The sequence below is a fragment of the Sorangium sp. So ce836 genome (assembly GCF_028553905.1).
Classification (GTDB): domain Bacteria; phylum Myxococcota_A; class Polyangia; order Polyangiales; family Polyangiaceae; genus Sorangium; species Sorangium cellulosum_D.
Genome location: NZ_CP102233.1, coordinates 8,154,932 through 8,173,836, shown reverse-complemented (window position 1 = coordinate 8,173,836; position 18,905 = coordinate 8,154,932). Strand labels below are relative to the sequence as shown.

The window sequence follows — 18,905 nt, the reverse complement described above, 5'->3', positions numbered from 1 at the left end:
CTCTTCGTCGACGGCTTCGCGTAGCCGCGGGCCCCCGGAGGAGCCGAGCCGCTCGCCGGTCTCGTCGCGAAAGGCATCCAGGAGAGCAATCGCCCGACCTCGAACCGCCCCATGTGGGCTATCCTGCGCGCCCACGCGCGGCATCTTGTTCGGGAGTCTTCCATGAAGCGATCACGTTCAGAGAATCTTTGCAAGGTCGGCATATTCCTCGGCCTCGGCGTCTCGCTCGCCATCGCCGGCTGCGGCGACGAGGACAACGGCGGTTCCAGCAGCGCCAGCAGCAGCGCGAGCACCGCCACGAGCAGCAGCAGCGTCAGTAGCGGCAGCGGCGGCGGCACGGGCGGCAGCGGCGGCGGCACGGGCGGCAGCGACGGCGGCAGCGGCGGCGCGGGCGAAGGCGGCGGCACGGGCGGCAGCGGCGGCAGCGGCGGGCCGTCGCTCAGCTTCTTCGTGTCAAGCTCCGGGAGCGCGACCGCGAACCTGGGCGGGCTCGCCGGCGCAGACAAGCGGTGCCAGGACCTGGCCGCCGCGGTCGGCGCCGGCGCGAAGACCTGGCGCGCCTACCTCAGCGTCGAGAAGGGCCCGAACGATCAGCCGGTGCACGCCAAGGACCGGATCGGCGCCGGCCCCTGGTACAACGCGAAGCTCGTGATGGTGGCCGCGAACATCGAGGAGCTGCACGCGAGGTTCGGCGATCACACCGTGTTCCTCGACGAGAAGGGCCAGATGGTCCCGGGCCAGTGGGAGGGCTCCCCGACGCCGAACCAGCACGACATCCTCACCGGCACGAACCGCGACGGCACCCTGAAGGCCGGCCAGACCTGCGCGGACTGGACCTCCGAGGACGCGAACCAGACCGCGACGGTCGGGCACTCCGACGGGCTCGGCCCGAACGGAAGCAATGCCGACATGTACCGGCCGTGGAATTCGGTCCACGCGAGCGGCAGCTGCGCCGACACCGCTCCGGGCGGTGGGAACGGTCGTGTCTACTGCTTTGCCGTCGACTGAGCGGACGAGCGCAGGCGCCGTCTCGACGGGTATGTGGAGAGCGGCGCAACGCGCAATTCACCGCTTATCCGGCGCTGGCTCCGTCCTCGTCGTCACCGAGCCCGGTGAGGTTGTCCACCACGCGCCGGAGCATCGCCAGGAAGGTCGCGCGCTCTCGGTCGGTGAAGCCCCGCAGCGCCCGTTCGGCCACCTCGCGCAGCGCTTCCTTGGCGAGCGGCAGGCGCGCCTCGGCCTTCGCCGACAGCGAGATGTGGACAGCGCGCTTGTCGCCCGGGTGCGGCGTGCGCTCGACCAGGCCGTCACGCTCCATGCGGCCGAGGAGGGCGGCCATCGTCGGCTGTTCGACGTGGGCACGCTCGGCGAGCTCGCGCTGCAGGAGCGCGCCGTTCTCCTCGAGCGCCACGGCCACCGGCATGTAGGCCATCCCGAAGTCGAGCGGGCGCAGCCGCCGCTCGAAGTGGCGCATCAGCAGGCGCGACGCATGGTTGATCCAGAAAGTCGGTGAGGTCTGCGGCTCCCAGGGGGCCTTCGCCTTGACATTCATAGCATGCTATCTATGTTGGGTGGAGACCGGGCGCGATGCGCGCTCGAGGAGGTATCCGATGAGTGCACCGACGACCAGCGCAACTTTCGACCGTGCCTACCAGGCGCCTGTCACGTGGTGGGGCGACATCCGCATTCCGGGCGAGCTGGAGGCGCTCGTTCGCTCCGAGCGGCCGCAGACATCGCTCGAGCTCGGGTGCGGGGTGGGGCGGCTCACGCGGTACATGGCGCAGCGCGGGGTGAGGGCGACGGGCGTCGATTTCTCGTCGGTGGCCATCGCCAAGGCGAAGGAGAGGGTGGCGAAGGACGAGGTACGTCCGGAGCTCCTGGTGGGCGACGTGACGCATCTGGACATGCTGACAGGACCGTTCGACGTGTCCTACGACGTGGGCTGCTTTCACTGCCTCGACGGCGCCGCACAGCGCGCCTATGTGGCGGAGGTGGCGCGGCTCCTCCGGCCGGGCGGCACGCACCTGATCTGGGCGCTGGACCGCTCGCCGAGCGGCCTCGCGCTGTCGCCCGCGGCGGTGGAGCGCGTGTTCGCGCCTCAGCTCCGGCTGAACGACGCGCGGACGAGCCGGCGGCGCCTGCTCTCCTCCCACTGGTACTGGCTCGTTCGCTCGGAAGGTTGAGCTCGCGCGCACCGGCGCGCTGAATTGGATATCGCTGCCAGGGACCGGATCGGCACCGGCCCCTGGTACGGCGCGAAGCTCGCGGTGGCGGCCGCGAACGTCGAGGAGCTGCACGCGAGGTCCGGCGACCCCACGTGCGTTGGACTGAGCGGCAGAGCGCTGGCGCGGGGCGCCGTCAGGACGCCCGGCGCTGCGCGCGCGCAGCGCGGCGGGCCGGCCGCGGGGCGAGGGCGTGGGCAATGCCGCTCTGCAGGGTGCTCTGGGTGGTGATGCCGTCGAGGTCGACGTCGAGATCCACGAGCGTCTGGGCCGTGTCCGGGCCGATGCCGGTGAGCACGAGCTTGGCGCCGAGCAGGCGCGCGGCGCGCGCGATGCGCAGCAGGGCGTCGGCGGACTCCGCGTCGACCTCCTTGACGCCGGTGACGTCGAGGATGGCGGTGTGGAACTGGTGCTGGACGATGCCGTCCAGGAGCTTCTCCATGGCCTGCTGGGCGCGGGTGGTGTCGAGCGTGCCGATGAGGGGCATGGCGACGACGCCCTCGGCCAGCGGGACGAGCGGCGTGGACAGCTCGCGCAGCGTGGCCTGCTGGGCCTGGATGACCTGCTCCTGGAGGGCGAGCCGCTCGAGCTCGGCCTCGCGCAGGGGGGTCAGGTCGCGCGCGATGGTGGCGAGCGCCGGGGGCCGCCCGGCCTCGCCGATGAGCGCGACCATGGAGACCTGGCACGGCAGGGTGCGGCCGTCGCGCTGGGCGAGGCCGAGGGTGCCTTGCCACGACCCGCGCTCGAAGCACCGCTGCACGATCCCGGAGAGCGGGTCTCGCTCCTCCACATACAGGTCGGAGAGGCGCGTGCCGAGCGTGGCGTCGCCGTGGCCCGTCATGGCGCGGAAGGCCTGGTTGGCATAGAAGATCGCGCCCTCCTCCGAGGCCATGCACACGCCGTCCGGCGCGCTGTCCACGAGCGCCTGGAAGTCGCGCAGCTCCGCCTGGGCCGACGCCAGGTGTCGCTGCGCCGTGACGTCGCGCCCGACCCAGAGGACGCTGTCCTCGGTGAACGGCTTGCAGGCGGCCTGGATCCACAGCTGGCGATCCCGAAACGTGACGGGGTACTCGATGCTCAGGACCGTTTGCTTCGCGAGCGACTCCCGGATGACCTCGGCGCAGCGCTCGATGTAGTCCTCTCGCACCACGCTGGTCAGGTGTCTGCCCCGCGCGTGCCTGGCCAGCTCGGCAGGGATGACGAGCGTCGGAAACATCTCCAGAACCACGCCGTTCCGATCGAAGAAAGCGATGAACGCCGTGCTCACCGAGCAGAGCGCTTCCAGCTTCGCCTGAGCTCCCTCCAGCTCGGCCACACGCCTGCGCAGCGCCTCGTTCTCGCGTTCGATCTCCGTCAGGCTCTGTTTGTTATTCACCATACAAAAATCTCGCCCCCCATCGTATTCGCGCAGGTCGGGATGAGCGAGCGAAATCCAGCGAGGGATCGTGCTCGTTCATGCATTGCGCGACCCGTGCGCCGGGCGATCTCGCGTCCAGGCGAGGACCGTCGCGGCGCTGCTCGCGTGCCGGGCAGCGCGCGCACGTCGCGGACTGCGGTGGGCCGAGATTTGTCCAATGTTGCGGCAGGAAGGAGACGGCGCAGCCCGGCGGACGGTCCAGTGTCGATTCGCGTGCGTCGGAGATCCCGTTGCGGTTTCCGTGATGAGAGGCAGGGCCGGGAGAAGCCTAGATGGCCTCTACAGCTCAGTGGCTCTCCCGCACCCTTGCTGAACGAGGGCTCAGCGCGGGCGGCGCTTCGCGCGACCGAGCAGCAATCCCAGCGCCGCGAGGAGGAGCCCCGCGTGGGTGCCAGAGTCTCGCGCGTCGCTGCCCAGGGTGCAGCTGCAGCCGGAGCTCGATCCGTCACCGCCCGTCGAGCCGCCAGCTCCAGCGCTGGCGTCTTCTCCGTCCGCCCCCCCGGACCCGGTGACCATCGCGCCGCCGCTGCCTACGCCGCCGCCAGCGCCGCTTTCCATGTCCCCGCCCGCACCTCCGGTGCCGGCCGCGCCGCCCGCGCCTCCGGTGCCGGCCGCGCCGCCCGCGCCTCCGGTGCCGGCCGCGCCGCCCGCGCCTCCGGTGTCGTCGCCACCGGGAACAGCACCGGGACAGGCTGCCGTCTCCGGATCTTGACCACCGGCCCTGTCGAGGCCGAAATAGGCGGCGACGGCGGGGCCGTCGAACGGCACGGCGTGCCCGACGCCGGCCATCGAAAAGGCCTCGTAGACCGTGTAGCCGCACGCGCTCTTCCAGGACTGGCGCGTGGTTCCGCTCCGTGGAGTGTCGGTCCCATCCGGGGTTTCGTTCAAACCCAAGAGGTTCGTCCACTCCTTGACGTCTTCAGCCATGTTCTTGTAGCTGAGGATGGTGTCGTCGGTGCCATGCCAATGCTGCAGGCGCGGGCGATGGCCGGTGTAACCGGGATAGTACGAACGAACGAGGTCTCCCCACTCCTGCCCGGTCTTCGTGACGTTGCCGCCCCCGCAGGGCCCGCTCCACTGGGCAGAGTTCCCCGTTCCGGTGACGTCGTTGTAGCCCTCGGCCCAGCAGCCGCACGGGACCCCCATGAGCGACACGCCGGCCATGAACACGTCGGGGTACACACCGAGCAGCGCCTCGGTCATGATGCCGCCCGACGACCCGCCGACCGCGTACACGCGGCCCGGATCTCCGCTGTACTTCGCGAGCGTGTATTTCACCATCTGGACGATGGCGCCCGTGTCGCCGCCACCGCCGTGTTTGAGCGATCTCGTCGATCCCGCGTCCCAGCAGTTCTGCCCCGTGGCCTCCGGGAAGATCATGATGAAGCCACGGGTGTTCGCTATCGACACCAGGCTCGACATCTCGCTGAACGTACCCGGGCCGTTCCCCTGGCAATGATGGGGAGCGACGACGATGGGAGGCTTCGTCGCCAGCTCGTCAGGCACGTAAATATACATGTTGACGTAGCTGGGAAGGCCGTCCACCCCCCATTCGCCCTGGTTGACCTTTTGTAGCGATGCCCCGCGCGCAGGCGGCGCGGCGAGCAGCGCCAACGAGAGCGATGCGAGCCCGAGGACATGAATCTTGAATCGGTTCATCAGGCGGATGATGCTACACAACGTCAACCTGGTGCGCAAGCCGATACCGATTCTCCTCGGGCGTGGACTCAGGCCGTGACGGGCTCGACTGAAGAGCGCTCTAGAATCGACTCAGAAAATTCCAAACTTCCTGGGGCATCCACGACATGTTCTGCCCGGCGTCGTTCGGCGACGGAGTATGACCGCCGTCGTAATCGCACCAGCGGGTGGGGTGACCCGCGGAGCAGCCCTCGTAGTCAGAGCAGGCGTGGCCGCCTCTGGGCGCCTTGGCTAGGGTCTTCACCGTGCATCCATTCTGCATGGCGAAGAAATCGCTGTTGGAGGTTTGTCCGGCTCCGCCGCTCTCCTGCTGGCCGAGCGAAGACATGAAGGCGATCGGCTGACAGCTCGCGGGACGGGCGACGCCGCCGCCGGAGTGGACCACTGCGGCGCGGTAGACGCCCGGACGCGCGCAGGCCAGCGTCCACGCCATGGCGCCACCCTGGCTGAAGCCTTCGAGCTCGATGCGCGAGGTATCGATGCAGAGATCGCCTGTGACCTGCTCGAGGATGTCGTCGACGAAGGTCACATCGTCGTCGGCTGACCAGAACCCGCCGACAGCGTCGGGCGCGATGAAGATGGTGCTCCCCTCGGAGAGCGACCAGAGCCCGAAGTACGAGGGCGCAACTTGGCCGCTGTTGCCCGTGGCCCCGTGGAAGGAGAGGATGAGCCGGTAGGGGTGGCCGTTGTCGTAATCGTCGGGAGCGTGCAGGGTGTACTTGCGCGTCTTCCCGCCGCTCTGCACGGTGCCAGCGCCGTTCTGGAGCGTGCGCGCCTTGCCGCACCCGGCGGACCTCATCACGTCGCCTCCGTCTCCACCTCCGCTGCCGCCGGCCCCGGCCGTGCCGGCACCGCCCGCGCCGCCCGTCCCACCCGCGCCCGTCCCACCCGAGCCCGCTCCACCCGCGCCCGCGGTCGCCCCGCCGCTGCCAGCCGCATCGCCGCTGCTCGCGCCGACGGAAGCAGCGCCACCGCCGGAGCCGCTCGCGGAGGTTTCACCGGCGGTTGAGCCGCCAGCGTGGCCGTTGTCGCTACAGCCGAGGCTGAGAGCGGCGCAGAGACCCAGGCCGCCCCAGACCGGTGGCAGCCAGCGAGAGCGATGGTGAATGCAATGGGAGCTCACGGAGCCAACGCTGGACGACATGGGCGCTCTCCTCGGTCGACATCCAAGCCACGGTCGACATCCAAGCCACGAGGGGTACGAACCAGGTGCGGCGCGGACGGGCGTTTCGTCACATGGCGCCTCGGTGCGCATGACGGCCTATCCGGGACAGACAAAAGAAGTTCCGGAGCGCCGAATGTGAACGTTCACATGCTCGGAGTCAACCATGAAATGGCGCGCGGCGGTCGTCGGCGAGCGCGAGGGCCATGACGCGGTGCGGGAGCTCCCGATCCGGCAGCGCGGCGCTGAGGGGTAGAAAGATTCGCTGTTGTTGCATATCGGCCCCTCCGGAAATTGATCTTTCGAGGTGCGACGGGAATGTGCTAATGGACTGCTCATGCTTTGTGTCCCGCGCCCGGAGGTCGTCTCCGGGGCAGCGGGCGTTATCAATGTTACTTAGCCAGGGACCGATCGCGCGTCGGCGTCTCACGCTCCGACCCCGCGACGCTCGTCACCTCTGCTCGCGCAGCGCCGGCTCGCGCCTGGATCCCAGGCTGTCGGCCCCCTTGCGCCGCGGCGAGAGCGGGAGAGCGGCTCGCGAGGTGCTCTCTCGCTCCGGCGCGCCGCGTGCCCCTGGCTCTCCGGGAGGACGGGATGATGAAGAGCGCGCTTTGGGGGATGCTGACGGGCTCGGGCCTCCGGCTCGGGCTGTGCGTCGCGGCGGTGCAGGCGGCCGCGCTCGCGGGCTGCGTGGCGCCGTCGGACACGGAAGGCGAGGCGAGCGAGGGCGAGCTCACGGACGAGCAGTCGTATGCGGCCTCCACGAGGCCGGTGGACGTGCACGGCAGGCTCCAGATCGTGGGCAAGGAGCTCCGGAACCAGAACAACGCCCCGGTCCAGCTGCGGGGCATGAGCCTGTTCTGGAGCCAGTGGGGCGGGTCGTTCTACAACGCGAACGTCGTCAACTCGATCGCCGACAGCTGGGGGGCGACCGTGGTCCGCGCCGCGATGGGCGTCGAATCGGGCGGGTACCTCACCAACCCGACGTCCGAGAAGAACCGGGTGAAGACCGTCGTCGACGCCGCGATCGCCCGGGGCATCTACGTGATCATCGACTGGCACGATCACAGCGCCCAGGACCACAAGGAGCAGGCCAAGGCCTTCTTCCGGGAGATGGCGACCACCTACGGGAACCAGCCCAACGTCCTGTTCGAGATCTACAACGAGCCGGACAACGAGCCCTGGAGCACGATCAAGCCCTACGCGATCGAGGTGATCAACACGATCCGCAGCGCGGGCTCGAACAACGTGATCATCGTCGGCACGCCGACCTGGTCGCAGGACGTGGACATCGCCGCGAACGACCCGATCACCGGGTTCTCCAACATCGCTTACACACTGCACTTCTACGCGAACACGCACAAGGAGAGCCTGCGCGCCAAGGCGAGGACCGCCATGGACAGGGGCCTGGCCCTGTTCGTGACCGAGTTCGGCACCTGCGACGCCTCCGGGAACACCGGGCTCAACCTCAACGAGTCCCAGACCTGGATCAACTTCCTGAACGCCAACAAGATCAGCTGGGCCAACTGGTCGCTGTTCGACAAGAACGAGACGGCCTCGGCGCTCACCCCCGGCGCCAGGACCACCGGCAACTGGCCGGACTCGGAGCTCACAGAGTCGGGCAAGTGGGTCAAGGCGAGGATGCTCGAAGGCACCGGCGGCTCGGGCGGCGGAAGCAGCAGCAGCAGCACGAGCAGCAGCAGCGGGACCGGCGGCTCGGGCGGCGGGGGCGGCGCGGGCGGCGGCACCACGACCTCGGGGTTCCAGTTCACCGTGTCCCCGAACGTCAACCGGTGGTGGATCCAGGTGAAGGTCGTCGAGCCGGGGTACCGCATCACCGGCGTCACGGCGCGGGTGAACGGCACCACGCACAGGCTCGAGCCCCAGTCGTGGGGCGAGGGCGAGTACGCCATCAGCCGAGAGGTCCCCGCGGGCACGCGGGTCGTCTTCACGGCCACGGACAGCCGGGGCGTCTCCGCGAGCTTCACGTCGAACCCCTGGCCGTGACGAGCCGCGCAGCGGCGGTGCGCGCGGTCCTCTGAACAGGAAGGCCGGGGCCCCGGCGCTCGGCGCCGGGCCGCCGGCCCACGCAGCAGCGTGGCCGGGGCCCGGGGCTCAGCGCCGGGCCGCCGGCGCGCGCCCGTCCACCGGGCCGCCGACCGCGATGCGCAGCTCGGCGAGCGCGGTCCGGTACTCGCGCACGAGCTTCAGGAGCTTGACCTGCGCGGCGGCGCGCCGCTCCTCCAGGCTGAGCGCGCGCACCGCGTCGATCTGGCGGCTGTCGAGGGCGCGCGCGACCTCGACCCCGGCGCGCTCGACGGCCGGGAGCGCGCGCGCCCGGAACTCCTCGACCAGCACCCCCGCCGCGCGCGCCGCCCGGAGGCGATCGCGCACCTCGCGCGCGACCCGCTGGACCTCGGCCGCGAGCGCGCGCTGCGCCGCGATCGCGCCGGCGTCCGCGGCGGCGATCTCGCTCGCGCGCGTGTCGAAGAGCGGCAGCTCTAGCCCGGCCTCGAGGGTCCAGCCCAGCGGGTCGCGCGTGGCGGGCGAGAACTCGTAGCCGAGCTCGACGAACGAGAGCCACGGCCAGCGCGTCGCGCGCGCCAGCGCGCCCTCCGCGCCGGCGGCGTCGATCTCGGCGGCCGCGAGCGCGATCTCCGGGCGATTCCTCAGCGCGGCCTCGATCAGCGCCTCCTCGGACGCGAGGGCGACGAGCGGCGCGGACGCGGCCGGCTCGCCCACGAGGCGCACCGGCGCGGCGGGGTCGAGCCCGACGCGCTCGAGCAGCGCCGCGCGCGCGACCTCGCGGCGCGCGCGCGGCACCGCGCCGTCCTCCTCGGCCACCGCGGCCGACAGCGCCGCCATCGCCTCGTCGACGGCGGTCCCCTGCGCCGCGTTGACCCGGGCCCGCTCCTGGTCCGCGAGGCGGCGGCGCGTCGCGGCGACCGCCTCGAGCGCCTCGATCTCGGCGTCGAGCAGCAGCACGTCGTCGAACAGCCAGCGGACCTCGGCCTCGAGCTCGAGCTCGGAGACGCGGGTCTCCGCGCGCGCCACGTCCACGTCCGCGCGCGCGACGTCCGCGGCCGCCCCGGCCTCGCCGGGCCGGGGCGGGCGGATGCGGACCCCCGCCGCGAAGCGCGGCTCGTGATCGAGCACCTGATCGAGCCGCAGCTGCGAGAAGCGAACCTCCGGGTTCCGGTAGGTGCCCGCCGCGTCGGCGTCGACGCGCGCCCGGGCCTTGTCCTCGCGCGCGCGCATCATCGCGAGCGTCGCGCTCCGCTTCTTGGCCAGGGCCACCGCCTCGTCCGCGGTGAGCTCGCCCGGCGCGGCGCGGCGCCCCGCCCCGTGGCCCGCGCCCCCGCGCGCCTGCGCCTCTGCCTGCGCCTCCGCCGCGCGCGCCTCGCGATAGAGCGCGATCGCGCGCTCCGACCCCTCGAGCTGCGCGGGCGCCGCGCAGGCCGCGAGCGAGAGGCACGCGACCGACGACCAGACCGGCGCCCTGGCGCGCGGGCAGGAAGAGGACGAGGAGGAGGACGCCGGGCAGCGGCGGCGACGAACGGAGAAAACCTCAGCGATCTTCATGCCTCACGGGTTCCGTGGAGAGCTCTCGGGGCGACGGCGGCGCGGGCTCAGCCCTGCCACGGCAGCTCGAGGAAGGAAGGCGCCTCGGCGCCGGCGTCGAACACGACGATCAGCTTGCCGGGGGACAGCGCGAGCGAGATGCCCTCCGGCTTCTGGCCGGGGAAGCGCCGCACGAGGCTCGGCGAGAGGACGCCGCCCTCGGGGCGCAGGACGTGGAAGAGCGACCCCGCGGCGCCGTCGGCGGTGGACGGGGTCGAGGCGATCGCCAGCGAGCCGTCCGGGAGGAAGCACAGATCCGAGATCCCCCCCGGCGTGGGCGCGCCGTTGAGCTCGACGTCGACGCGCGCGCGCGCCCACAGCGAGAGGCCGGCGCCCTCGAGCCGCCGCCCCTCGAGGAGCGCGCGCGGCGCGCCGAGCCTCCAGATGAGCGCGTTGCCCTCCGCGTCGAGCGGCGACTTCAGCCCGAAGTAGAGCGCGCCGTCCCGGTAGGCCATGCCCTCGATCTCGAGCGGCCGCGTGCCGCCCGGCAGCCCGAGCTCCGCGAGGGCCGCGGGGCCGGCGGCGTCGAGCAGCTCCGCGAGGTGGACCTCGGCGTCGACGCGGAAGCCGCGGCCATCCTGCTTCAGCCGGAGCAGCGCGGTGCGCGCCTTCTTGCGCTTGCCCTTCGCGCTGTAGCCCTGCGACGAGAGCAGGTACACGTCGCCCCCGTCGCCGGCGGTGATCGACTCGATGTCCGCGAGCTCCTTGACGCCGAGCACCGGCACCGGCTCCGGATCGACGGCGCCGGCCGCCGACATCGCGAACAGCCACGGCACGCCCTCGTCCTCCGCGTCCTTGTGGCCCGTGTCGTCGCTGACGAGGAGGTACCGCCCCTCCGCGGGCCGGGGCAGGACGCCGGACGGCTCGAAGCGCGACCGCTGCCGCAACGCCGCCGGCACCGCCATGCGGATCGCGTCGGCGGCCCCGGCCGGCGGCGCCGCCGCGGGCGCGCCCCGCGCCGCGGGGGCGGCCGGAGCGCCGGGGGCCGGCGGCGCGGCGAGCGGGGCCGCCCCGCGCGTGAAGGCTACGTCGAACGCCTGGCCGCCGAGCAGCTCGACCGGTTGATCGAGCGCGATCGTGACCTCGCGGCCCCACACCGGCACGTTCAGATCCGTCCAGCAGCGGAGCGGCAGCTGGCCCACCACCGGCCCGACCGTGATGGCCCGGCCCGTGAGCGGCCGCCCGTTCGCGCCGCGCGCCCAGATCGTCGCGGCGTCGCCCGCCTCGACGTGGAGCGCCGCCCGCTCCGGGACGCAGGCGATGACCCGCCCGGGCGCGCTGGCGATCTCGACGATCGGGTCGCCCGCCACGGCGACGTCGCCCGGCCGCTTGCGCACCGCGGAGACGCGCCCGCCGTGCGCCGCGCGCAGCGTGTGCTGGACGCGCCGCGCCTCGAGCTGCTCGATTTCCCGCCGCGTCACCGCGAGGTCCGCCTCGATCTTCGCCGTCTCCGGGCTCGCCTGCTGGAGGAGCCTCTTGCGGCGCTCCTCGCCCGCCGCGATCCGCGCGCGCAGGAGCTGGATGGCGCGGGGCTTCTCGGTCGCGATCGCCTCGACGCCCGCGCGCTGCACGTCGAGCGACCCCAGGGCGTCGTGGCTCGCCTGCTTGTCCTCGATGAGCTGCTTCACCCGGGAGATCTCGCTGGCGAGCACCTCGCCCTCGGCGCGCGCGCGGCGCTGCTCCTCGAGCTCGCGCGCGAGCTCGAGCTTCAGCTCCTCGACGCTCGCCTCGAGCTCCTGATCGAGCCGCGCGTGCTCCGCGGGGACCATCGCCCGGAGGCGCGCCTCCTCGGCGCGCGCCACCGCGAGCTCCGCGTCGATCGCGCCGCTGTCGAGCGCGACGATGACCTGACCCGGCGCCACCACGTCGCCGACGTCGACCTCGATCGAGGCCACCCGCCCGACCTCGACCGTGGCCACCATCTCGGTGTCGGCCTGCGCGAAGGCGAGGATGCCGTCGCTCGGGCTCGAGGAGCGGCTCAGCCACGCCGCGAGGCCGAGCGTGCCCAGCATCGTGAGCGCGGGGGTCGCGGAGGAGAGCGCGGATCGGATTCGCCAGAGATACATGGCTAGAGGTCCAGCGTCGGCTCCTGGAGCATCAGACTCACGTCCTCCACTCCGGGGAGCGCTTGAAGGCTCGTCACGAGGCGCGCCCTGAGCTCCGGGTGGCGCACGCTGATCTGGTAAGCGTGCTCCATGACGGAGCCCTGCGCCGCCTCGCGCAGGGTGACGAGCGAGAAGGAGCCGCAGTGCTCGCGCAGGATGCCCGCGATCGCGCCGGCGAGCTCGGCGCCGGCCTGCCCGGTCGGCGCGACGAACCGGAGCAGCCCGTCGGGCTGCCGGCGCGACCCGTAGCCGGTGACGTGGAGCATGAGCGTCGCGCCCGCGAACATCGCCGCCCCCGCGATCGCCGCGCCGTAGGCCTGCGCGCCGCTCGCCATGCCGATGGCGAGCGAGGCGAAGACGAACACGACGTCGCGCGGATCGCGCATCGTGGTGCGGAACCGGATCGCGGTGACGCCGCCCGCGATCCCGATGCCGGCGGCGATGTTGTTGCCGACGGCGAGCATCAGCGTGCACGTGATGATGCTGCCGAGCGCCATGCTCTGGACGACGGTCCGCGAGTACGAGAGGCCGCGGAACGTGAGCATGTAGACGCCGGCGATGCCCTGCGTGAGCCCGAAGGCGACGAGGAGGGAAATGAGCGCCCTGCGCCACTCGACCGCCTCGCCGTGCGAGAGCATCGACAGCCACTCGATCATCGCAGCGGCCCTCCCTCGATCCGGGCCGAGCGCACGTCCGGCAGCATCAGCTGCGCGTTGACGCTGTAGCAGTACTTGGAGAACGAGCGCCGGACGAGCTCGAGGCGCCGCACGAGCGCCACCATCCACGCGGGCGGCCTGCGCTCGAACTTGAGCTCGAGGACGCAGACGGGCTCGTGCGTGTTCGTCTGGGCCGGGTGGTCGACGGGGCGCCACCCCCGCTCGGACGCCTCGAGATCCAGCGACTCCTTGCGCTGGCAGACGACCTTCCGGTCGAACGTGAGGCGCGCGTACTTGTCGAGCGTGCTCTCGTACGCCTCGCGCTCGTAGTCGACGAGCATCGTGGGCCGGAGATCGTGGCGGTGGATCGGGCTGATGAACTTCTCTGCGCCCTTTCGCACGCCCGGCGGGAGCCGCTCCAGCGCGGCGGGGCTGCCGCGCTCGACGAGCTCCCGCCACTCGTCCGCGGGCACGCACGCGCGCGACTTGATGATGACGTCTTGGACGCGCCGCTTCACCTCGAGGAAGACGGGGCTCTTCTTGCCGGGGTAGGTGCGCGCCCGCACCTTGAAGCGGTCCCGCTGCTCCCGGGCGTTGGCCCAGTAGAGATCGTGCCCGCGCGTGTCAAAGTAGAGCGAGCGGATGCGGTACGAGCCATCCTCGTTCCCGTACTTGTCCGCCCGGCAGACGGACCGCGCCGTGGCCCGGATCGCCGGGACGAGCCGCTCCGGCACCAGGTACTTGAACTCGTAGCGTTCGATGACGTCCAGGATGACGGCCTCCTCGATCGTCAGGGGTCAGGGGTAGGCGCCCGGGTCGGGTGCGTCGCGCCGCCTGCGGCGTCGCGGAGTTGTTGCTGTATCCACGCGATAATGACACAACCGCCGCCGAATGCCGCAAGCGGAATCCTGCGCAAGCTCGCGATATCTCCCCGGTATCCCCGCGCGTTGCATTCGAGTCGCAAAGCTACAGCGCAGTGGCTTGCCCGGCTCGGGCTCGGGGGGGGCGCTGCTCGCCGGGGGCTGCCAGGGCTCGGGGCCTCGAGGGGGCGGCGGCGGTGCGGATCTCGGGCTGCCCCCGCTGCGGCGGGGCCGTGCGGCTCGGCGCACTGCCGCACGGCGAGCCGGACGGGTGTTCCGGTGTGGTCGCCGGTGCGGTGCACGCGGAGAGGCTATACCTCCACAACGATTCCGGCGACGGCCCGCGCTTTTTTGCGATCGGGCTTGACGGCGCGCTGCGGGGCGAGCTCGAGGTGGCGGGCGCGCGCGGTCGACGGGGAGGGGGCCGCGCGGGGCCCGAGCACGGGCGGGGGAGCTGCCTCTCTTTCGGGGACATCGGCGACAGCGACCGGCGTACGCTCGCGGGGATGCGGAGCTCTTTTCGCCTGGGCATCGCGCTCGCGACGCTCTTCCTCGGCTGCGCCGATCTCCTCGGGATCGAGGACGTGACCCGAAACCCCGGTCCGGGCGGCGGCGGCAGCGCGACCAGCGCCGGCGGCGGCAGCGAGGGGAGCGCCGGCGGCGGGGGCGACGGAGAGCGGCCTGCTCCGTCGACGCCGGTCCCGCGGCTGCCGGTCCAGGACGGCGCGGTCGGCTCGATGCTCGTGCCCGACACGCGGAGGCCCACGTTCGTCTGGGAGCCGTCGGCGTCGCCCGCGGGGGAGAGCGTCGAGTACACCGTCGAGCTCAGCGAAGATCCCTCGTTCACCGCCCTCCTCGCGACCGAGACGACGGCGGCGACACGCTGGCAGCCGGCCGCCGATCTGGAGGGCTCGGCGGAGCCTCCGGTGGGCAGCCGGGTCTACTGGCGGGTCCGCGCGTGCTCGGCCGGCGCCTGCTCCGAGCCGTCCGCGGTCCGATGGATCTCCGATGGATCAACGTGGGACGGGGCCATCACGATCTCAACGGCGACGCCTTCGACGACATCCTCGTGGGCGCGACCGATTACCAGATCCCTGGGGAACTCACTAGCGGAGCCGCTTACATCTTCCTGGGCGGGGCGGGCGACAGCGTAGATCCGGCGCCGGATGGGACCCTGGTCCCGGTAAACCCCACGACCGGCTCCGTCCTCGATGGGGCCGCCTTCGGGGCCACCGTGGCGACCGCGGACGTGAACGGTGACGGCTTCGCCGACGCCGTGATCGCAGGCACGAGCTTCGCCAACGAAAGGGGCATGGTCCGCGTGCTGTCCGGGAGCTCGGCGGAGCCGGAGACGTGGTCCCCGAGCCAGGACTTCTGGGGGAGCTTGCCGGGGAATGAGCGCAGCTTCGGCCACGCGCTAGCCTCCGGGGACATCAACGGAGATGGCTACGCAGATCTCGTTGTCGGCGCGCCGGGGGACGGCCCGGATCTTTTTTCCGAGCCCGGCAGCGCCTACGTTGTATCTCGGCGGCCCCGGGAGCTTCGATACGGCCGCTGACGCGATGTTCACGGGGGTGCAGGGCGACAGCGAGTTCGGCGCCTCGGTCGCGTCGGCTGACTTCAATGGAGACGGCTTCTCGGACGTCGCGGTCGGGGCGCCTGGCATCCAGCGCGTCTATGTCTATTTCGGCTCGGCCGGCGCGCTTGACACGGTGGCTGACGGGCTCTTGATCGGCGAGGGCGAGCTCGGACGATCGGTGGGCGCCGGCGATGCGAACGGAGATGGGTTTTCTGACCTGCTCGTGGGAGATCCGACGAGGAGGATGGCCTTCCTGTTCCTCGGCGGGCCAGGTGAGGAGTTCGACACGACCGCCGACCTGGAGCTCCACGGCGAAGGGCCGTCCGATGGCTTCGGTCAGATGGCCTCGAGCGGAGACCTGGATGGGGACGGCTTCGCGGAGATGCTGGTGGGCGCGCGCGCGGTCGGCACCGCGGGCAAGGTGTACGTGTACCGCGGCGGCGCGAGCCTCGACGCGGAGCCCGACGCCGCGATGCGCCCGCAGCGCGGGGGCAGCGAGGGAACGGAGATCTCGCGCGCCGGCGACTTCAACCGCGATGGGTTCGGGGACGTGGTCGTCGCCTTCGGCGGGGGCAGGGAGGTGCTCGTCTACCTCGGCGGCAACCTCGGCGACGCCGCGCAGGCCTCGCTGCAGGGCGCGGGCGGGATGAGCGAGGAGCGCTTCGGCGCGGCCGTGTCGCCGTAGCCCGGCGCGGACCGCCGACGCCCGCGGCCGCACGGCCGCTCGCCCCGGGGCCACGGGCGGAGCGCGGCCTTACACGTCCTCCTCTTCCTCTTCACTGCGTCTGCGACACCTGCGCGAACTGCCTGTCGCCGACGTGCGGCGCCGCACGCGAACTCCTGTGTTTCTGCTGACACGCGCCCGGCGGGACACGACGGTTTGCGGCGGACAATGCAGGGTGAGCAGGCTCTACCAAGATGTGTGTCGATGCAATCGAAGCGATGAGACCCGCAGCTCGCCGGGGGATTGCGCCTCCTCTCCATGTCGGAACGAGCTCGAACTGGTTGATGCGACGTCGGATTCAGGGGAGAACATCGGCGTCATCGTCATCGCGGGGTAGCGAGCTATCTTGAAACGGGAACGCCTTCACGCACCTTGTAGGCAAGCGCACCGCACCTCGTGACGGCCCTCGGAATGCCCGCATGCTCAAGGTGCCTGATCTCCTCGCCGTCCTGCAGCAGATCGTGCGTCGGGCCATGGCCATGCACTCGCGCGCGCCGCGCGGCAGCCTGCTCCTCCGCGAGGGCGATCGCCTCGTGGCTCGAGCGCTGCTCGGGTTCGACGCTCCTCCTGGACACGGCGCGCACGCGCCCGCCGCCGCGGAGCTCGACGGCGAGGGGGCCGCGCTCGCCGGGGCGGCGCCCGAGGACACGCGCGCGAGCCATGTCGTCGATGCGCGCGCGTGGTACCGGGCGTACCTGCCCTTCGCGCTCGGGATCGGGGGCGCCATCCCGGAGGGCGCCGGGGTGCTCGTCGCGCCCATCCAGCTGCACGGCGAGGTGGTCGGCTACCTCGCCATCGAGCAGGAGACCCGGGAGCCCCCGGACGAGGCGCGCCGCGCCACCATCGAGGTGCTCGCGGGCGCGGCCGGGGACGCGCTGGAGCGCCACCGGCTCTACGACGACAAGGCGAGCGCGGCGCAGGAGATCCGGCTCTTCGAGCGGCTGCTCGGCGCGGTGGGCACGACCGTCGAGCTGCACGACCTCGTCGAGACCGTCGCGCACGGCATCAAGAGCGTGCAGCTCGACGCGGACTGGAACGCCGTCGAGCTGTGGCTGCTCGAGGAGGACGGCCTCGCGGACGGCCCCGCGCCTGCCCGGGGCGAGCTCCGCGCCCGCGTGTACCGGGCTCCGACGTCGGAGCCGACGACCTACTGGCAGAACATCCGCGCCGGCGCCGACAGCGCCGCGCGGCCCCTGGGCGTCGCCGTGGACTTCCGGACCGGCGACGGCGGCGAGGGCGAGGGCTCGCAGCGCGCCTTGCTCGACGAGGCGATCCGCCGGCGGGTGTCCGGCATCATCGTCGCGCCCGGCAACCCCGAGAGCGCGGAGGAGGCGTTCCGGCAGGCGGCGGACGCGGCCATCCCGGTCGTCGTCATCGACGCGCCGCCGATCCCGGGCAGCCGCGCGCCGCTCTACATCGGGACGGACAACGTGGCGTCGGGCAGGCTGGCGGCCGAGATGATGCGCCGGCTGCTGCCGGGCGGCGGCGTCGTCGCGGCGCTCGGCGCCGTGGACCTCGCGCCGAACGTCCGCGAGCGCGTCGAGGGCTTCTGCGCGGCGGCGCGCGGGTCGAGCCTCACGGTGCTGCCGACCATCGCGTGCGACTGGGATCTCGCGGCCGGGACGAGGCTCGCCACGGCGGCGCTGACGGCGCGGCCCGACGTCGCCGGCGCCTTCGGGGCCGCCGCGGACAACGGGCCGTCCTGGGGGCTCTCGGCGCGGGCGCTCGGCAGGGCCGGAGAGCTCAAGGTCGTCGGGTTCGATCTCATCGCCAGCACGGTCGCCCTGCTCCGGCAGGGCGCGATCCACGCGACGATCGTCCAGCGCGAGTACGACATGGGCTTCCGCGCGGTCGAGGTGATCCACCGGATGATCGCGCAGGGCGTCGGGCCGACGCTGGCCGCGCTGCCGCCGTCCCGCGTCCTCCACACCGGCGTCGATTGCGTCACCCTCGAGCGGACGCCGTGGTCCACGTCGCTGAGCGACTACCTCACGCTCGACGCGGCCCGCCGCGTCGCCGTCGGGCAGGGCGGCCGCGGCGCGTCCGTCGCGCCGGCGATCGAGGTCATGTTGATCGGGTTCCCGCCCCCCTCGCGCTCCGTCATCGAGGGCCAGGTCACGATCTCGGCCGCCTCGCTCGTGGGCCGCGCGATCGCGGCGGGCAGCCCGCTCGCGATCGACCCCGAAGGGGACGCGGCGCCGCGCGACGCCGCCCTGCCCGCCGCCCACGCCGGCGCGCGCACGGCGGTCGCCTTGCCCTTGCAGGCGCGGGGCGCGGTCCTCGGCGCCCTCGTCCTGAGCAGCCGTCGCGGCGGGGCGTGCGCGCGCCGGCAGAGCGACCTGTCGTTCCTGGTCCGCGTCGCCGGCACGGTGGCGGTCGGCGTCGAGAACGCGCGGCTGTTCCGCCGCATCTCCGAGCGGAAGACGGCGCTCGAGCGCGCCAACGAGCAGCAGGCGGCGATGCTCCAGACGATCCGCGAGCTCTCGAGCCCCGTCGTGCCGATCGCGGACGGCATCCTGGTGATGCCCGTCATCGGCGTCATGGACGTCGAGCGCTCCGGCCGCTTCATCGAGTCGATGATCCGCGCGATCGACGCCCAGCGCGCGCGCGTCGTGCTGATCGACGTGACCGGGATGGCGGTGGTGGACGCGTCGGCGGCGTCGCAGCTGGTCCAGGCGGCGCGGGCGGCCGCGCTGCTCGGCGCCGAGGCGGTGCTCGTCGGCGTGCGGCCCGAGGCCGCGCAGCTGATGGTCGCGCAGGGCCTCGACGTCGGCGCGATGGCGACGCAGGCGAACCTGGCGAGCGGCTTCCGCTACGCGCTCGAGAGGACGCGCCGCCGCGCGGCGAGGCGCGGCTGACGC

Annotated in this window: 15 protein-coding genes; 7 read left to right on the top strand and 8 right to left on the bottom strand. The window is 72.3% G+C overall.

What is annotated here, in order from left to right; genetic code table 11:
• The first annotated feature begins 162 nt into the window (after positions 1–162).
• Complete coding sequence (locus NQZ70_RS29420) at positions 163–1,008, top strand: DUF1554 domain-containing protein (protein WP_165374228.1); 846 nt, start codon at positions 163–165, stop codon at positions 1,006–1,008.
• Positions 1,009–1,072: 64 nt separating this feature from the next.
• Here the strand turns inward: NQZ70_RS29420 and NQZ70_RS29415 are convergent, their stop codons facing one another.
• Positions 1,073–1,552 carry a MarR family winged helix-turn-helix transcriptional regulator gene (locus tag NQZ70_RS29415; RefSeq protein WP_129577176.1) on the bottom strand — a complete coding sequence of 160 codons (480 nt, stop codon included), beginning with the start codon at positions 1,550–1,552 and terminating at the stop codon, positions 1,073–1,075.
• A 58-nt stretch (positions 1,553–1,610) separates the two neighbouring features.
• Here NQZ70_RS29415 and NQZ70_RS29410 point away from each other — a divergent pair, with 58 nt between their 5' ends.
• Positions 1,611–2,183 carry a class I SAM-dependent methyltransferase gene (locus NQZ70_RS29410; protein ID WP_129577175.1) on the top strand — a complete coding sequence of 191 codons (573 nt, stop codon included), beginning with the start codon at positions 1,611–1,613 and terminating at the stop codon, positions 2,181–2,183.
• Positions 2,184–2,358: 175 nt separating this feature from the next.
• Here NQZ70_RS29410 and NQZ70_RS29405 read toward each other — a convergent pair whose 3' ends face one another.
• The 3 genes from NQZ70_RS29405 to NQZ70_RS29395 form a co-directional block, all read right to left on the bottom strand.
• Positions 2,359–3,600 carry a PAS domain S-box protein gene (locus NQZ70_RS29405; protein WP_129577173.1) on the bottom strand — a complete coding sequence of 414 codons (1,242 nt, stop codon included), beginning with the start codon at positions 3,598–3,600 and terminating at the stop codon, positions 2,359–2,361.
• A gap of 360 nt (positions 3,601–3,960) precedes the next feature.
• Entirely contained in the window at positions 3,961–5,298 is a 1,338-nt protein-coding gene (locus NQZ70_RS29400; RefSeq protein WP_129577172.1) for an MYXO-CTERM-sorted multifunctional esterase, read from the bottom strand.
• Positions 5,299–5,398: 100 nt separating this feature from the next.
• Positions 5,399–6,136: a PHB depolymerase family esterase gene (locus NQZ70_RS29395; protein ID WP_129577171.1), complete on the bottom strand. Its 738-nt coding sequence runs from the start codon at positions 6,134–6,136 to the stop codon at positions 5,399–5,401.
• A 960-nt stretch (positions 6,137–7,096) separates the two neighbouring features.
• Between NQZ70_RS29395 and NQZ70_RS29390 the strand changes: the two genes are divergently transcribed.
• Positions 7,097–8,506 (top strand): glycoside hydrolase family 5 protein, encoded by a 1,410-nt coding sequence (locus NQZ70_RS29390; protein WP_237244157.1) that lies wholly within the window; start codon positions 7,097–7,099, stop codon positions 8,504–8,506.
• Between the two features lie 108 nt (positions 8,507–8,614).
• Here NQZ70_RS29390 and NQZ70_RS29385 read toward each other — a convergent pair whose 3' ends face one another.
• The 4 genes from NQZ70_RS29385 to NQZ70_RS29370 are packed head-to-tail and all read right to left on the bottom strand — an operon-like array spanning position 8,615 to position 13,642.
• Positions 8,615–10,081 (bottom strand): TolC family protein, encoded by a 1,467-nt coding sequence (locus NQZ70_RS29385; RefSeq protein ID WP_129577170.1) that lies wholly within the window; start codon positions 10,079–10,081, stop codon positions 8,615–8,617.
• Positions 10,082–10,128: 47 nt separating this feature from the next.
• Positions 10,129–12,186 carry an esterase-like activity of phytase family protein gene (locus tag NQZ70_RS29380; protein ID WP_129577169.1) on the bottom strand — a complete coding sequence of 686 codons (2,058 nt, stop codon included), beginning with the start codon at positions 12,184–12,186 and terminating at the stop codon, positions 10,129–10,131.
• A gap of 2 nt (positions 12,187–12,188) precedes the next feature.
• On the bottom strand, positions 12,189–12,881 hold the full coding sequence (locus NQZ70_RS29375) for a DUF4956 domain-containing protein (RefSeq protein WP_129577168.1): 693 nt from the start codon (positions 12,879–12,881) through the stop codon (positions 12,189–12,191).
• Positions 12,878–13,642, bottom strand: coding sequence for a polyphosphate polymerase domain-containing protein (locus NQZ70_RS29370; RefSeq protein WP_129577167.1), 765 nt, complete (start codon positions 13,640–13,642; stop codon positions 12,878–12,880). Before NQZ70_RS29370 ends, NQZ70_RS29375 begins: the two co-directional genes overlap by 4 nt.
• Positions 13,643–14,247: 605 nt before the next feature.
• Here NQZ70_RS29370 and NQZ70_RS29365 point away from each other — a divergent pair.
• From NQZ70_RS29365 to NQZ70_RS29350, 4 genes are all read left to right on the top strand, one after another.
• The gene (locus tag NQZ70_RS29365; protein WP_165374227.1) at positions 14,248–14,895 is read left to right on the top strand and encodes a hypothetical protein; all 648 of its coding nucleotides are present in this window, start codon (positions 14,248–14,250) and stop codon (positions 14,893–14,895) included.
• Between the two features lie 80 nt (positions 14,896–14,975).
• Complete coding sequence (locus tag NQZ70_RS29360) at positions 14,976–15,299, top strand: FG-GAP and VCBS repeat-containing protein (RefSeq protein ID WP_165374226.1); 324 nt, start codon at positions 14,976–14,978, stop codon at positions 15,297–15,299.
• Between the two features lie 16 nt (positions 15,300–15,315).
• Positions 15,316–16,005, top strand: a complete 690-nt coding sequence (locus NQZ70_RS29355; RefSeq protein ID WP_207217509.1) for a VCBS repeat-containing protein — start codon at positions 15,316–15,318, stop codon at positions 16,003–16,005.
• 458 nt (positions 16,006–16,463) lie between these two features.
• Positions 16,464–18,902 carry a substrate-binding domain-containing protein gene (locus tag NQZ70_RS29350; protein WP_129577164.1) on the top strand — a complete coding sequence of 813 codons (2,439 nt, stop codon included), beginning with the start codon at positions 16,464–16,466 and terminating at the stop codon, positions 18,900–18,902.
• Positions 18,903–18,905: the final 3 nt, after the last annotated feature.

Excerpts from the sequence above, each read along its gene's own strand:
- NQZ70_RS29375 (WP_129577168.1), bottom strand. The coding sequence starts at position 12,881 with ATGATCGAGTGGCTGTCGATGCTCTCGCACGGCGAGGCGGTCGAGTGG.
- NQZ70_RS29385 (WP_129577170.1), bottom strand. The coding sequence starts at position 10,081 with ATGAAGATCGCTGAGGTTTTCTCCGTTCGTCGCCGCCGCTGCCCGGCG.
- NQZ70_RS29405 (WP_129577173.1), bottom strand. The coding sequence starts at position 3,600 with ATGGTGAATAACAAACAGAGCCTGACGGAGATCGAACGCGAGAACGAG.
- NQZ70_RS29350 (WP_129577164.1), top strand. The coding sequence starts at position 16,464 with ATGCTCAAGGTGCCTGATCTCCTCGCCGTCCTGCAGCAGATCGTGCGT.
- NQZ70_RS29400 (WP_129577172.1), bottom strand. The coding sequence starts at position 5,298 with ATGAACCGATTCAAGATTCATGTCCTCGGGCTCGCATCGCTCTCGTTG.
- NQZ70_RS29365 (WP_165374227.1), top strand. The coding sequence starts at position 14,248 with ATGCGGAGCTCTTTTCGCCTGGGCATCGCGCTCGCGACGCTCTTCCTC.
- NQZ70_RS29390 (WP_237244157.1), top strand. The coding sequence starts at position 7,097 with ATGAAGAGCGCGCTTTGGGGGATGCTGACGGGCTCGGGCCTCCGGCTC.
- NQZ70_RS29380 (WP_129577169.1), bottom strand. The coding sequence starts at position 12,186 with ATGTATCTCTGGCGAATCCGATCCGCGCTCTCCTCCGCGACCCCCGCG.
- NQZ70_RS29415 (WP_129577176.1), bottom strand. The coding sequence starts at position 1,552 with ATGAATGTCAAGGCGAAGGCCCCCTGGGAGCCGCAGACCTCACCGACT.
- NQZ70_RS29395 (WP_129577171.1), bottom strand. The coding sequence starts at position 6,136 with ATGAGGTCCGCCGGGTGCGGCAAGGCGCGCACGCTCCAGAACGGCGCT.
- NQZ70_RS29420 (WP_165374228.1), top strand. The coding sequence starts at position 163 with ATGAAGCGATCACGTTCAGAGAATCTTTGCAAGGTCGGCATATTCCTC.
- NQZ70_RS29410 (WP_129577175.1), top strand. The coding sequence starts at position 1,611 with ATGAGTGCACCGACGACCAGCGCAACTTTCGACCGTGCCTACCAGGCG.